The organism is Psychrobacter sp. LFX-11D (assembly GCF_904846475.1).
Lineage (GTDB): Bacteria > Pseudomonadota > Gammaproteobacteria > Pseudomonadales > Moraxellaceae > Psychrobacter > Psychrobacter cryohalolentis.
Window position 1 is genome coordinate 17,627 of record NZ_CAJHAV010000022.1, and the last position, 15,228, is coordinate 32,854.

General features: G+C 43.4%; 13 protein-coding genes. 7 read left to right on the forward strand and 6 right to left on the reverse strand.

What is annotated here, in order from left to right; all coding sequences use genetic code 11:
* Window positions 1-81: 81 nt before the first annotated feature.
* The 3 genes from JMX75_RS12350 to radC all read right to left on the reverse strand — a co-directional run bounded on the left by JMX75_RS12350 (window position 82) and on the right by radC (window position 5,785).
* Complete coding sequence (locus JMX75_RS12350; RefSeq protein WP_011514436.1) at window positions 82-1,455, reverse strand: dicarboxylate/amino acid:cation symporter; 1,374 nt, start codon at window positions 1,453-1,455, stop codon at window positions 82-84.
* 386 nt (window positions 1,456-1,841) lie between these two features.
* A complete protein-coding gene (locus JMX75_RS12355; RefSeq protein WP_201532512.1) occupies window positions 1,842-4,781 on the reverse strand; it encodes an acyl-CoA dehydrogenase in 2,940 nt (979 codons plus the stop codon).
* Window positions 4,782-5,101: 320 nt separating this feature from the next.
* A complete protein-coding gene (gene radC, locus JMX75_RS12360) occupies window positions 5,102-5,785 on the reverse strand; it encodes a RadC family protein (RefSeq protein ID WP_201532513.1) in 684 nt (227 codons plus the stop codon).
* A gap of 118 nt (window positions 5,786-5,903) precedes the next feature.
* On the opposite strand from radC, the gene coaBC reads away from it, so the two are divergent.
* Both coaBC and JMX75_RS12370 read left to right on the forward strand, forming a co-directional pair.
* A complete protein-coding gene (coaBC, locus tag JMX75_RS12365; RefSeq protein WP_201532514.1) occupies window positions 5,904-7,292 on the forward strand; it encodes a bifunctional phosphopantothenoylcysteine decarboxylase/phosphopantothenate--cysteine ligase CoaBC in 1,389 nt (462 codons plus the stop codon).
* Window positions 7,293-7,428: 136 nt separating this feature from the next.
* A complete protein-coding gene (locus JMX75_RS12370) occupies window positions 7,429-8,205 on the forward strand; it encodes a sulfite exporter TauE/SafE family protein (protein ID WP_201532515.1) in 777 nt (258 codons plus the stop codon).
* Window positions 8,206-8,235: 30 nt separating this feature from the next.
* Here the strand turns inward: JMX75_RS12370 and JMX75_RS12375 are convergent, their stop codons facing one another.
* The 3 genes from JMX75_RS12375 to JMX75_RS12385 form a co-directional block, all read right to left on the reverse strand.
* Window positions 8,236-9,153 (reverse strand): histone deacetylase, encoded by a 918-nt coding sequence (locus JMX75_RS12375; protein WP_201532516.1) that lies wholly within the window; start codon window positions 9,151-9,153, stop codon window positions 8,236-8,238.
* A 264-nt stretch (window positions 9,154-9,417) separates the two neighbouring features.
* A complete protein-coding gene (locus JMX75_RS12380; RefSeq protein ID WP_201532517.1) occupies window positions 9,418-10,317 on the reverse strand; it encodes a YbjN domain-containing protein in 900 nt (299 codons plus the stop codon).
* Window positions 10,318-10,387: 70 nt separating this feature from the next.
* On the reverse strand, window positions 10,388-11,437 hold the full coding sequence (locus JMX75_RS12385; protein ID WP_227673099.1) for a hypothetical protein: 1,050 nt from the start codon (window positions 11,435-11,437) through the stop codon (window positions 10,388-10,390).
* A gap of 131 nt (window positions 11,438-11,568) precedes the next feature.
* Between JMX75_RS12385 and ccmA the strand changes: the two genes are divergently transcribed.
* From ccmA to ccmE, 5 genes are all read left to right on the forward strand, one after another.
* Window positions 11,569-12,198 (forward strand): heme ABC exporter ATP-binding protein CcmA, encoded by a 630-nt coding sequence (gene ccmA / locus JMX75_RS12390; RefSeq protein ID WP_201532519.1) that lies wholly within the window; start codon window positions 11,569-11,571, stop codon window positions 12,196-12,198.
* Between the two features lie 112 nt (window positions 12,199-12,310).
* A complete protein-coding gene (locus tag JMX75_RS12395; RefSeq protein WP_413786642.1) occupies window positions 12,311-12,994 on the forward strand; it encodes a heme exporter protein CcmB in 684 nt (227 codons plus the stop codon).
* Between the two features lie 207 nt (window positions 12,995-13,201).
* Complete coding sequence (ccmC, locus tag JMX75_RS12400) at window positions 13,202-13,990, forward strand: heme ABC transporter permease CcmC (protein WP_201532520.1); 789 nt, start codon at window positions 13,202-13,204, stop codon at window positions 13,988-13,990.
* A gap of 44 nt (window positions 13,991-14,034) precedes the next feature.
* Window positions 14,035-14,256 carry a heme exporter protein CcmD gene (ccmD, locus tag JMX75_RS12405; protein WP_011514425.1) on the forward strand — a complete coding sequence of 74 codons (222 nt, stop codon included), beginning with the start codon at window positions 14,035-14,037 and terminating at the stop codon, window positions 14,254-14,256.
* Between the two features lie 251 nt (window positions 14,257-14,507).
* Entirely contained in the window at window positions 14,508-15,008 is a 501-nt protein-coding gene (gene ccmE, locus JMX75_RS12410; protein ID WP_133104766.1) for a cytochrome c maturation protein CcmE, read from the forward strand.
* The last annotated feature ends 220 nt before the right edge of the window (window positions 15,009-15,228 follow it).

The following is a 15,228-nucleotide window of genomic DNA, read 5'->3' on the forward strand; positions in this document are numbered from 1 at the left end:
CGTACTTGCTGCATAAAAAAACCTCAGACCAATCGGCTGAGGTTTTTTTATGACTTATTTATAGGCAATCACTGATCACGATTAGCCGCGCTTAACATCGTCATACTCGCTGCCCATAATGCCATCACTAAAGACTTCAGAGAATTCGCGTTCGCTGTTCTCATCGATATGACCGTCAAAGACATCTTTTGAGCCAGCATCAGGATCGTTATAAATCGCTAAATCCATTTTACCTTCTGATTTTGCGACGATAGCGGTCACCGCAGCATCACCGCCGACATTGACTGCTGTACGTAACATATCAAGGATACGGTCGACCCCTAAAATAAGACCAATACCTTCAATCGGTAGACCGACTTGGGCAAATACCATTGACAGCATGATGAGACCAACACCTGGAACACCTGCCGTACCGACAGAGGCGAGCACTGACATCAAAATAACGGTCAAATACTCAGTGATACCCAAGTCAATACCATAAATATTGGCAATAAAAATGGTCGCTGTGCCTTGCATGATGGCTGTACCATCCATGTTGATCGTCGCGCCAAAAGGGATGGTGAATGAAGCAACTGAGTTATTAACACCCATGCGCTTGGTGACCGTACGCAAGGTAATTGGAATCGTTGCATTCGAGCTTGAAGTACTAAAAGCAAAAATCTGTACTTCGCGCATTTTTGCCAAAAACGTTCTGACTGACAAGCCTGAAGACAGCTTGAGGACAATCATCATGGTCACAAAGAAATGGAATGCCAGTGAACCAACCAGTACCGCAACATAACCAAGTAATGACCAAATCAGGTCTAAGCCAAGTTCTGCCATGGCTTTGGTCAATAGCGCAAAGACACCATATGGTGCAAGATTCATAATGATAGTCACCATTTTTAAGATGACTTCATTGATGAGCTCTAAACTTTGAACCAAGCCTTTAGCGGGTTTTCCTACCATCAAAATACTAATACCAATCAAAACGGCAAAGAAGATAATTGATAGCATGTCGCCATTTGCCATCGCACTGATGGGGTTAGAGGGAATAATATTGGAAAATACATCAAGTAGTGGTGGCGCTTTCTCAGCTTCAAACGCCGCCTCTGTTGCTATATTCATGCCTTTGCCGATACCAAACAGTACGCCAAGCCCAATAGCAGTTGCAATCGCCAGTGCTGTCGTCACCATATAGATGAAAAAGGTTTTGGTACCAATACGTCCTAATAGACGAATATCACCGATACCGCATACGCCGCAGATCAGTGAAATCAAGACCAGTGGCACGACGAGCATTTTTAGCGAGTTAACAAACAGCTTACCGACAATGGCAAGAAAACCGTTGGTGACATAATTATTAACAAAGCTGCCTTCCGTGTTCAAGCCAGAGTAGTTTATAAATAGACCCAGTATAATACCGAGCACCATGGCAACAATAATTTTGCCGGTCAAACCCATATTTTTCCACATAAACGCTATCCTTGGTGTCCGTTACGCACAGCAATAGACACAATAGCGCGCTCAATATGAGTGCAAGATTGCTGTCATGACTGTTACTGTGACGTCTATAAATATATGAACTGACCTTTAAGTCAGATTTTGGGGGACAATATAAAAGAATAGCTAGGGATACTGCAAGATTTTTTTATGACTTAAATAACGTGACATTATAATATTAGTATGTTCGGATTTTTCATCTGTCAAAAATTCATATGAATTTGACTGAATGAAGCGTTGTTGAAGGAGCATAAAAAAATAATATGAGCGATAAAATAAAAAAGCGAGATGACTCTGATGAGACCACCTCACTTGCTTCAATCAATATAGATAAATGGCGATAGGTAGATCAATCCTAGTTAGACATTGTCGTTTTCGCCACGGCGCAAACCATCTTTCCATGTAGGGTCACTGGTTTCTGTTTGCTGCTCGTGATTGTCTTGCTCCCTACTTGTGCTAGCAAATTTATCTTTGTTTAATCTATGGTTATAACTCATACGTTCATTTAGATGCGATGCTGCATCACGGTGACGCGAGCCAAGGGCTTCTATTTCAGGATGTGAATCCTGAAAATCAGTCTGTGCATTAATTTCCTTGGCGGTATCTTGTTCATTGACCATTTTTACATCGCCATCACTCTCATAGCCATGATCAGGGTTAGCATCTCCTGTTGGTTGGTTATTGTCTGGCATTGAATCCATTGATGCGATATTTTCAGAGGTCTGCTGCAGATTATCAGGGTTCAATACCTGATTTAACTGAGCATTGTTTTTTAACTGAGCATCGCTTTTTAGTTCAGCATAGTCAGTTAGCCTATGTACAGCGTTCTCTAAACTGTGTGGGTTAGCACGTTCTTGAACTTTTGATAAATGCTTATCAAATGTATCGGTCAATAAGGAATCATAGCGTATAGAATTATAGGTTATTAACTGTTCAGCTTCTTCTTCAGTAATGTCACCATTTTGACTGGCATAGACCACATGATCTTCAAAAGTTAAACCTTCAAAACTGTCTTTATGTTCTGCTTTTTTAAATTTCTGCCATAAAGGTTCGACTTCGAGCAGTATTTGATAAGCATGCTCCATACGCCCTGTGACATCATCCGGCTCAGTATTATAATAAACCATGGTTTTAAGATAGTCGCGGAAGGGATTTGCTTCAAAATCATCCATAAACGTATCACCCAGTTGGCGTTTTAATTCATCACTCACTGGGGCAAAGATACGACCACTGGGAAAAGTCACAAAGCTCACTAATTTGGCTGCAAACTGATTTGGAAAATTGGCAAATAAAGATAGGAATGCTTCTTGGATAGTATAAAGGCTATTTTTTAGCGCCACTTCAGCATGCAAGCGCTCAGCGACTGATTTGCTGCCATATTCATAGAACTGCAAAATAGCTGTACAGATAAATAGATGAGAGTGGATGTCTGCTAAGCGCCCAGATAGCATCTCTTTGCGTTTTAAATCACCAGCCAATAACCCTAAAGACATGTCAGCAGTTAAAGCAAAGCCTGCGCTTAAGCGGTTAATGTCTTTGTAATAGGGACGGGTAAAATTATCTGCAAAATTTGGCGCATCATTGCTGCCACCAACATAGCCTGCTACGAACGCTTTCGCACCGCGATTAAAGGTATAGCCCAAATGCTTAAAGAATAAATTGTCGAATTGCTTGAGTGCGCCTTCTTTATCTTCGCTTTGTAGTAGCTGCAACTCATCGAATAGATAAGGGTGACAGCGCATCGCCCCTTGACCAAAAATCATCAACGAGCGCGTCAATATATTTGCGCCCTCAACGGTAATTGATACTGGGATCGCTTGATAAGGAATTGCTAAAAAGTTGCGTGGTCCCATTTGTACTGCGCGACCACCAACGACATCCATACCATCATTAATCACTGAACGCATGGTCTCAGTGGCATAGTATTTTGCCATTGCTGTCATCACTGATGGTGTACCACCTTGGTTTAGACCACAAGTCACCAGATGCCTAAAAGCTTCTAACATATAAGTATTACTGGCAATGCGGCTGGTGGCATCTTGCACGCCTTCAAATTTTCCGACGGATATTTTAAATTGCTCACGAACCTTTGCAAAGGCACCAACCGACAAATAGCTCATTTCACTGGCAGAAGTCGATAGGGCAGGCAATGAGATTCCGCGACCGACACCCAAGCATTCCATCAGCATGCGCCAACCGCGACCTGCATTTTCCACTCCACCAATAATATAATCTAGCGGTATAAAGACATCTTGACCATCGACTGTGCCATTCATAAATGGCGAACCGATTGGATTGTGGCGTGGACCGATAATGACCCCTTGGTGGCTGGCTGGAACCAGCGCACAAGTAATACCGTAATCGGTTTTTTCAAGATCACCAAGTAAACCTTCGGGGTCGTGCATTTTAAATGCTAAACCTACTACTGTTGCGATAGGGGCTAAAGTAATCCAACGCTTAGAGAAATTCATGCGTAGACCAAGCACTTGCTCACCTTCATGCATGCCATAACAAACCACCCCAGTATCCGGAATCGCACCGGCATCAGAGCCCGCTTCTGGACCTGTCAAGCCAAAGCACGGAACCTCTTCACCTTTCGCTAGACCCGGTAGCCAGCGCTGCTTTTGCTCATCGGTACCGTAATGCATCAACAGCTCACCAGGACCGAGTGAATTTGGTACCATACAAGTCACTGCAGCAGTCGGCGAGCGTGAGGCAATCTTACTCATCACGCGACTTTGGGCATATGAGCTAAATTCTAATCCACCATATTCTTTGGGAATAATTAAACCCAAAAAGCCATTGGCTTTGATAAATCGCCACGCCTCTGGTGACAGCTCTTTATCTTCATGATGAATTTGCCACTCATCAAGCATTGCACAGAGCACTTCTACTTCATTATCTATAAAGCTCTGCTCTTCTTCTGACAATTCTGGATAGGGGTATTTTGCAAACGTATCCCAATCAGGCGCGCCCATAAACAGCTCTTTTTCCCACCAGCTAGTACCAGCATCAAGTGCTTCACGCTCGGTGTCACTCATGCTTGGCATGGCACCGCCTAAGGCTTTATAAACAGGCTTGGTGATCATGCTTTGACGAATAGGGGTGATCAGCAACATCAGGCAAAGTAGGGCAATGGGTAGACCTAGGATAAGCGACCATGGACTGATGAAAGCCGTAACGAGGACAGTAATTAAAGCAACAATGCTGCCTGTGACACGCGATAATGACAACAAAAAGATGGCCAAGACCATGGCTAATTGAATGATGACTGCCAAAATAAATAAGCCAATGGCCATAACTGCCTCCTTTGCAACGCTTAATAAAAAAGCGTCAAAATATAAGTGAATAAGAAAGTTTGAAATAACTATGATTGTTGTTTTATATTCCAAGCTTCCTTTTTTATAGTGAAAAATAGTTTTAGTTTTTTGACATTAATGATTTCAAATAGAGCTGATATAAAATAAAAACTTCGCATCGGGAATAAAGGCTCTCCCAAAAATGAAGTTAACTACCAATATGAAACAGTTGTTTATAACTATCAAGAGCGAAAACGCTACGCTGTGTCGATAATATGTATCAAGATTTGTGTATATAACCAAATGCGAGTCATTAAACATTAGTTAAAAGGCGGTAAACCGTTTTCAGCATAAGATAAAGTCTCATTGCGCCCAACGATGACATGGTCAATCAAAGACAAATCTATAAGGTCACAAGCTTTTTTGAGCTCATAGGTTAACAAGTTATCCGCCGTTGATGGCTTAGCATCGGTATGCGGATGGTTGTGAGCAATAATGAGCTGGCTTGCAGCATGGCTTAACGCATGACGTAGCACATGCTTTATACAGACGGAGCAAGAAGAGATGCCGCCTGTAAACAATATCTCAAAATTGATTAGATTCAAGGCATTGTCCAAACATAGCACGGCGAACACTTCTCGCGGCTCACCGCGCAACTGAGTGCTGATATAGTCTTTGACCATTTGCGAGCGTCCAAGTCCTTGACCCGTTTTAAGCTGACTGTCCAAATAGCGTCTGCCCATCTCAAGTGAGGCGAGTATCTGCGCGTATTTGGCAGGACCGATGCCGTGACAAGCAAGGACAGTTTCTTGCGGCGCGGCTAACAGCTCTGCTAGGCTACCAAATTGCTCAATCAAATGACGAGCCAGCTCAATGGCTGACTGCGACTGTGTGCCCGTGCGCAGAAATATCGCCAATATCTCAGCGTCGGATAAGTGCGCGACGCCAAATTTTAATAGCTTCTCACGCGGTCTATCATCCTCATGCCAGTCTTTGATTGCCATGCTTATTCCTTAAGATGCACTTGCGACGAGATAAATTTAGAAAACTTTCCCTAACTTATCGCATAATTGCTACTATAAGCGCAATTTTATCTTTCAATTTTTTGCTGATGCCACGCTTATGTCAAATATCCTGCTTGCTATCACTGGCGGTATTGCCGCTTATAAATCTGCTGTATTTGCCCGTCTATTAATCAAGGCAGGCTTTGAGGTGCGCGTCGTTATGACGTCAGGTGCACAGGCTTTTATCACTCCACTAACCCTACAAGCTTTGACGGGTAATGAGGTGCATATCTCGTTACTCGATGAAAAAGCGGAAGCGGGCATGGGTCATATCGAGCTTGCAAAATGGGCAGACCTTATGGTCATCGCGCCGGCATCTGCCAATACGTTAGCGCGGCTGGCAATGGGTATGGCAGATGATTTACTGACCACGGTCTGTCTTGCAACGACAGCGCCAGTCATTATCGCGCCTGCGATGAATCAACAGATGTGGGCGCATCCTGCCGTTAACTTAAACGTGCAAACCTTGCGTGATATGAATTACCAAATCATTGCGCCTGCTAGTGGTGAGCAAGCTTGTGGCGATGTGGGTGCAGGACGCTTACCTGAGCCTGAACAGTTATTAGAAGAAATTTTACTGTTTCAAGCAATGCAGACGACGCCTCAGTTATTGGCAGGTAAAAGAGTCGTGATTACCGCAGGACCGACCGTTGAAGCCATTGATCCGGTGCGTTATTTGTCTAATCATTCTACGGGGAAAATGGGTTTTGCTTTGGCGCGTGCCTGTGTTGCTGCTGGTGCAGACGTTATCTTGATTGCTGGTGGCAAAGTTGCTTTGCCAACACCGCTCAATGTCACACGCATTGATGTATTGTCAGCTAAAGAGATGTTGACGGTCGCGCAGCAGTGTGTGACAGGCACGCATAGTGCACTACAGTATATGGTTGAAGATGAACATGATCATTCTCACGATCATATGCATGAGCACAGCCATGACCATGGCGACTGTGACTGCGATGAAGCACACGGGCATGAAGAGCAAGAGCTAGGAACACATGAGCATGGCATCGATGATCATATAAAAGTCGCTGATATCTTTATCGCCACCGCTGCGGTCGCTGACTATCGAACGGAAGAGGCAGCACCGCAAAAAATAAAAAAAACCCAAGACGCAATGACGCTAAGCTTGGTCAAAAATCCTGACATTTTAGCGACGATTTCGCTTGCTCATCCTGAGTTGTTTGTCGTTGGCTTTGCAGCAGAAACTCAAGATGTTGAACGTTATGCTCGTGGTAAGCTGCTTTCTAAAGATTTAGATTTGATTGCTTGCAATGACGTCTCACGTGCTGATATCGGCTTTGCCAGTGATGACAATGCAATGGAGGTTTTTTTCTCAACACATTATGAGCACGATAGCATCATACTTGATAAAGCAAGTAAGGATAAAATTGCTGAGCAGCTAACGACGATTATTGGTGAGGCGATTTGGCAACGTCACAGTGTTTAGTGATGTTTAGTGATGTTTAGTAGTGCTCAGTGCTGCTCATTACAGCACGCATTGTAGTGACGATTCGTATGATTACTTGTTGCATAAGCATAATACATATCGAAGAAGATATGAAGTCTTGACTAGTAGGGCTAACATGATAGATGGCGATAGTACTCAAACGTTATTGCTCATTGCGATTTTTGCTCTGGCATCCTTACTACACGGTATTAGTGGCCTAGGTATCACCTTGGTGACTACTACCGCGCTTGCCAGTATGTATCCTTTACCACATGCTATTGTATTAGTCATTTTTCCATCGTTATTACTCAATGCGATGACTTGGCTGGCAGGTGGTGGTCGCACGATTTGGCAAAATTTCATCTATTACGGCAGGCGCTATTGGTTACTGGCATTGACCAGCTTACTCGGTAGTATTTTAGGCGCGAAGCTCTTATTATGGGTCGATAGCGCATATATTTTATTGTTATTGGCAGCCGTTATTGGTTTTTACGTCATAAGCAGCTTGCTTGGTAAGCAACTTCGTCTACCTGCGACCAAGCCTGTGTTAATCATCGTTGGCTTTAGTGCAGGCGTGATTGGCGGCGCGACCAATGCTATGTCGACCATATTGATGATGTATTTATTGTCTGCAAGCAACGATAAGCATACTATCGCTAAAGTCGGTAATATGTGCTATTTCTTGGGTAAAATTGCCCAAATCATTGTATTGCGTGAGCCTATCATGGCATTAAGCAGTGGTGAATGGCAGCTGATTGCTTTACTTAGTGTCATGTCAATCACCGCGCTCTTAGTCGGCATCCGCTTGCGACGTTATCTACCACAAGCACGCTTTCGTCAGCTTATCTTAGTGATCCTTACAGTACTTGGTATACGTATCGGCTGGCAGGGGATTATGTCATTTATGGCTTAGCAGAAGCGAGAATAGAATTGATGCTAAATTTTAGTCAGTCGCCTCATCAAAGAATATCTGCTGCGCCAGTCGAAAGGTATTACAATGCGCTTCAACCACATCATTAATATCTTCTGAATAACCACCGCCCATGACGATAGCGATTGGAATATTGGCAGTTTTGGCTTGGTGTAGGACGTATTCATCACGCGCCTTGCAGCCTTTTATGGTTAAACTTAGCTTGCCTAATTTATCCGTCGCTAGTACATCAACCGCCGACTGATAAAAAATCATATCAGGTGCAAAATCCGTTATCAGTCTTGGCAAGGTCTGCGCTAAAATCTGTAAATATTGCTCATCACCAGTATCGTTATCTAGCTCAATATCTAAGTCTGATACTTGTTTACGAAACGGATAGTTCTTTGCGCCATGGATACTAAAGATAAAAACGCGTGGCTCATCTGCCATGATACTGGCATTGCCATTGCCTTGATGGACGTCTAAATCAACGACCAATATCCTTTGTGCTTGTCCGCGATTTAATAGTAAATTGCTCGCGACACAGACATCATTAAAGACGCAAAATCCCTCACCATGATCGGCAAAGGCATGATGGGTACCGCCCGCGACATTCATCGCGACGCCGTATTGCTGTGCAAAAATTGCGCATTCATAAGTCGCGTGAGCAATATAGCGCCCACGCTCTACTAACTCAGGCGTCATCTCAAAGCCGATCGCTCGCGCTTCTTTTCTTGGTAGCGTTTGGGTCTTAAGTTGATACCAATAGTCAGCAGTATGCGTCGTTAAGATTTCATCTTCGCTTAAGCGTGTGGGCGCAAAAAAGTTATTCGCACTAATAGTCTTTTCCGCTAATAAGCGCTCAGGAATCATAGTGTATTTTTGCATCGGAAAACGATGTTTTTCGGGTACTGAATAACGAAAAATATCAGAGTAGGCAATTTTTAACATAGTATTTTTAATATCGTATTGTTTTTCTAAAGAAATCGTTGTCGAATGAGGTGTTTTAAAGCAGTCATCTTAGATGCTTGTTTTCTCAGGAGTAGATTAGCCACAGTCAATTCCAAATAAAACCGATACGTTATATTGCAACGCGGAACTGGTATAAATTTTTCTGGCTTACTGTGCCTACGCCGACAGAGGCGGCGTAAAATTCATCCCAGTCCCGCTGTATCGTTTTAATACTGAATTCAGTATATTAATAGTAGCGACTTCTCACTGTACAAATTGAGTGGGCAAAAAGAAGGTTCTTGAATCGGATTGTTGGCGTAGCTGCAAAAGTAGATCGGATAATTCTTCAGCAGGGTATTGGTTATTGACCAAATCACTAAATATCTCATGAGCAACCGTCGTCATGGCAATGATACTTTGCAATAAATGCTCAAGGATATCGTCGTCAAGTCCGACCGCTTCAACATCAATGGCGTTTTTATAGCGTATCTCACCATCATTGACATCCATCTCTAAGTTACCAAGAATCATGTCGTAGTTAATTTGAGTAATCAATAATATGGCGGCGCTTTGGTGACTCTCTGGTATCAAAAACGGCAAGATACCGTAGACTGCCAGCAGTTTATTATTTTCTTGTACCCGAAACAGATAGCCACAGTCAAGCTGCTTATTGCGCATCCTTAAAGACAGGTAATGGGATTTTTGGCTGTTTCTTACTTTAGGCTGATAATAATTGTAAGGCCATTGTTTGTCATCGAAGTATTGTTTTAAATAATCGACAATGGGTATATCGCTTTCACTTCTCTGCGCTGCGGTATTTTCAAGATCTGCATCGGTATTGGTCTCAGCGGCCATAGGATTATTTATAGCAGCGTTATTATTATCGGCGACATTGATGTCTTCGCTACTAGTTTTATGAAACGCATCGTTAGTGCTGTTAGTGCTGATATTGCTGTCCATGTTGTTAGAGTCAGCTTCTTTATGATCCGTATTAATATCATCAATAGCTATTTGTGCAGCAGTCATCTGATTATCAACCTCATCAAAGTCAGCATTTGGCAAATCTTTGGAGGATTTAATATGATTAATAGCAGAGCGCACAGTGGATGTGGCTAGCAGCTGCTTTATTTTTTGCCATAAGCTGAGTTTGTGACGTTGACTCATAAATAGTGTGCTAACCAACAAATGAAATATAAAGATTAAGAAAATACCCAAACAAGCAGATAAAAATATATTACTGGTGGTTCAAACCCAAACTGTCTTTGATATTAGGCTGACTATAAAATGCTTGTAGCATCTCTCGCAGATGGGCCGTCAGCCATTCGCTATCAAGCGCATCATAAATGATAGGCCGCAGGGTAGTAGACAGCTGCCCAATCGCTGCCTCATCGATATGTAAGCTTTTTGCCACCTGTGCGATGGTATCAGACTGATGATTGCGATACCAAGTATCGACGCTTGCTGCTACAAGGCTATGCAAATAAGGGGACATGCGTAAGCGGTTATAACTCTGCTGAATACTGGCTTCGATATGATCGATGCTACTGTTATCAGGCTCATCACGTAGATAGGTTTGGATATGGCTAATCGGCTGCTCTTTAATCCGCGCCCAACCAGTGACCACTAATCGAGATACCTCTTCATTGGATAGATGCTCTTGGGCATTGGCTTCAGCGCGATGCGCCAAATCTTTGATATTGCGATGCAAATAGGTCTGCAATTTTTCATCAAGGTTTCTGTTGGTTGCCTTTTCAAAGGAGCTGCGCCCAAGCTTCATAAGTTTACCAACACCGCCCGCTTTATCTAGCGTATTTTCCATAAAGTCGTTGATGGCGTGATATAGCGTTTGGGTCAACAAATCGGCAAACGTATCGTTGCCAACCAAGGTATGAATCAAGATATTGCGCTGCTGCTCATGGCTGCCGATATAATCGGCCAGCGTTACAACCTGCGTATCGTCAATAAGCTCTGATAATGGGACATTGTCATTGGCTGGGTGATAGATAATGCTATGCAAAATATCGCGGATATCGCTACGCATTACCTCACTTAGAGGGTGGTCTAGTAGCCAATCATTAAATAGGCGCTGTACATCATCGCTACTGATATATTTAGCTAATGGCTGCGCACCAAGCCACTGCCACGCTTCCATGCTCAGCGGTTCAGCTTGCTTACGTAACCACTGCTGCATAAACGTGATTTGCGCATCGATTAAGCTGTTTGCTGTCAGCATGGGTGTGTCTGATTTTTGAGCTGGGTTTTGAGTATCTTTTGATGTCTGCATAGGTTTTGAGGTCATAGTAATCGACAATTTGTTATACTGTGTGGTTAATAGGCATAAAGTATTATGCCACGAACATCGTCTTTGTTTGTGATGAATATCGACTGCGGCTCAATAAATAATAAGAGGTTGTAATGAAGGCTTTAAATACTGCCTTACTTGCGCTTGATGAGCTGACCGTTCAGCGCGGCGAAATCCCTTTATGCGAAGGGGTTTCGCTCAATCTGGCTGCTGGCAGCATTTGTCATTTAATTGGTGCCAATGGGACTGGTAAGACCACGCTACTTATGCAGCTGGCTGGGTTATTGCCGGTGCTAACTGGTGAGACTTATTATCGAGGGGCAGTTAGCTTACCGATTCAGCCTTTGTATGTGTCGCATCAATTGGGCATTCATCCCAATCTTACCGTTGCCCAAAACCTGATCTTTTTGCTCAATTTATATGGCATTAGCCCAAGTACCGCTGATATTGATGATGCCCTCACTTGGGTAGGCTTGCAGGGATTTGAGACCATCAGCTCAAGTCATTTATCCGCCGGTCAAACTCGGCGAATTACCCTAGCGCGCTTATATTTACTGACGCCTAACGTGACGCCATTATGGTTACTTGATGAGCCGTTTACCGCACTCGATGTCGATATGGTGGCGCGGATGGAAGACAGATTACGCGAGTTTGCTCATGAAGGCGGGGCGATATTAATGACCAGTCACCAAGCAGTCGGTGTTGCCAATCAAGTGCTCGATTTATCCGATTATATGGTATAAAAGCTATCAATATCATTGTCAGTATAAATGCGATACGCATCAGTAGAAGAGCAAATAAATGATAGAGTCAGATACTCCAAGACAAACCATAAATACCAGCTCAAATGCTCATATGGCTGATATGCGTAGTATCAGTTTTATGCAGCTGTGGCGCCGCGAATGGCAGGTCAAGCAGCAAGGGGCAGTGCAGTGGTTATATCCGCTGGTGCTGTTTTTGGTGATTATTACCTTGTTCCCGTTAGCAGTTGGCAGTGAGCCTGCATTATTACAACGCCTTGGTGTATCAGCGGTGTGGATTGCCGCTTTATTGTCGCTGGTGATGGGCGTTGATGGTTTGTTTAAACCTGCGCTTGATAATGGCACATTGGCGCAATTGGTCGTTGCCAAAGCCTCACTGCCGTTATGGGTCCTTATCCGTTTGGTGATCCACTGGATTTTTAGTAGCGGCATTGTGGCGGCATTAAGTTTGCTTGCCGTACCTTTATTTCAGCTGAGCTGGTTTGAGGCGTGGATATTGATGGCATCGATTGTCACGGGTAGTCCTATGCTGCTCATGCTATCTGCGGTTGCTAGCAGTTTGACGTTATCGTTAAAGAATGGCGCGGTTCTCGTGCCTTTAATCGCTTTGCCGATGCAGTTACCGGTATTGATTTTTGCCACTGGTGCGGTTGATTTATTCGCCACTGGTCTTAACGGTCTGCCGATTTTAGCGTTGCTACTGGCAGGTAGTATTATCTCAGTGCTGGTGATGCCATGGGTCATTGCTATGACCTTAAAAATGTCGTGGCTAAATTAACAACCTATACTGGTAGATTTGTCTTTTGTTATTAAAGCCTTTTATATTAACAACATGATGAAAACCGGCAACTTTGCTATAATGGTCTATTAAGCAAACACTCACGTGTAGATTCTACTCGGCGTTTAACGCCAGTAGGCTAGCAGGTAGTTGTATGACTCATACGTGTTACTCGATAATCACCAACTGCGTAATAGGTTTATATCCATGCCCAACCTAAATAATGTCTCATCTCCTAGCCTGTGGCAACGTATTTGGCAAGTTTTCTTGACCACAGTGGGTACTAAGGAGTTCTTTCGCATCTTCTCGCCTTGGGTTAAGTGGCTGGCGATACTGGCAAGCCTTTGCTTGCTCATCGGCAGTATCTGGGGTCTGGCGTTCGCGCCGCCTGATTACCTGCAAGGCAATAGCTACCGCATTATCTTTATCCATGTACCAGCAGCAAGCCTTGCTATTTCCATTTATTTTGCTTTAGCGATACTTGGGGTCATTTATCTGGTTTGGAAGATAAAGACTGCAAGCCTTGTGGCGCAAGCAATTGCTCCTTTGGGGTTTTTATTGTGTGTGATTAGTTTGCTGACCGGTTCTATTTGGGCAAAACCCACGTGGGGTACTTATTGGGTTTGGGATGCGCGGCTGACATCGATGCTCATTTTGGCATTTTTATATGCAGGTGTGATGGCACTGTTTGCAGCCTTTGAACATACGGCGAATCGTGGTAAAGCTGCCGCTATTTTGTCGATCGTTGGTGCTGTGAATTTGCCGATTATTAAATACTCAGTAGAGTGGTGGAACACCTTACATCAAGGGGCGACTTTTACTTTGACTGCGGCTCCTAAGATGTCAGCAGATATGTGGCTGCCATTACTACTGATGATTATCGGTAGTTACCTATTGGTCGCAACCTTAGCGATTTACCGTACCAACACTTTAATCTTGCATCGTGATCAAGGTAAAGCGTGGGTGAAAGAATACATCCGTGGACAAGCCAAATGACTGTAATGACTGTCGACCAATTAAATAACGGCTAGGGACATATGATGCAGCCTTACTTTTATAGTTTTTCTGAGTTTATTGCAATGGGTAAGCATGGCGTTTTTGTTTGGTCATGCTGGGCGATTACCGTTGGCATGATGCTGGCTTTTGTATTTTATAGCCGTCGTCAAAGACAAGCCCTTATCAAGCAGCTGGCGATTCAACAAGCCCGTCAGGCACAGCGCACGACCAAAACGCCAACACCGGTGACTAAAAATACTCACTAGAAATCATTTTATCTCATACCCTTAATATCTAGATTTGATACATTTCGCTGATACATAAATGAGCAGATAAAGGATTTCTATAAAGGCGGGTAACCTTATTGAGTTATACATAAAATGCTACCATATAGTTATTAGAAGAGTACGATTAGAAAGACATTTTTAGGACGTTTTTCTAATGGTAGTTTCTTTAATATTTTCTGTTTTATAGATGGATAATGTCTAAAACAGCGACTCATCAATGAGGTAGTAGTATGAACGCAGTTCGTCGTAAAAAACTGATGTGGGTTATGTTTACGCTTGCAGGGGCAGCCATAGCCGTGGTATTGGTGATTTATGCCATTGGGCAACAGACCGACTACTACTTTGACGCGACTGCCATTGCGCAAGGTGAAGCGCCACAAGACAAACGTATTCGTGCTGGTGGTATGGTGGTTGCTGGTAGTGTACAGCGTGCGCCAAACGACCCATTGAGCGTTGAATTTGCCATCACAGACTTTCAATCGACCGTCCCCGTGACTTATCAAGGTATTTTGCCAGATTTGTTCGCTGAGAACTCAGGTGTTGTCGCGACGGGTAAAATGCAAGGTGATACCTTTGTCGCAGGTGAAGTGCTGGCAAAACATGATGAGAACTATATGCCGCCAGAAGTTGCTAAATCGATGAAAGAAAATAATCGCAATGGTGCAGTCCCTTCTTCTGAGCAATATAATCCTGCTGAAAAAATCCATGAGACCAAGACTTTACAGCAGTAATTGCGCTGGTAACAACAAACGATAATTATCGTAAAAAGCGTTAAACATAAAAAAAGCCAGCGATATCTTATCACTGGCTTTTTTTTGGCGAACTGTCCCGTCCTGAAATAAGTTTACGAAAAAGGAGCTTATTCATGGACAAGTTAGACACTGTAAAGGTTAAGCGCACTCAAAAAGATTATACTTTAGGCTTTAAATTAGCCGTCGTTGACAGTATAGA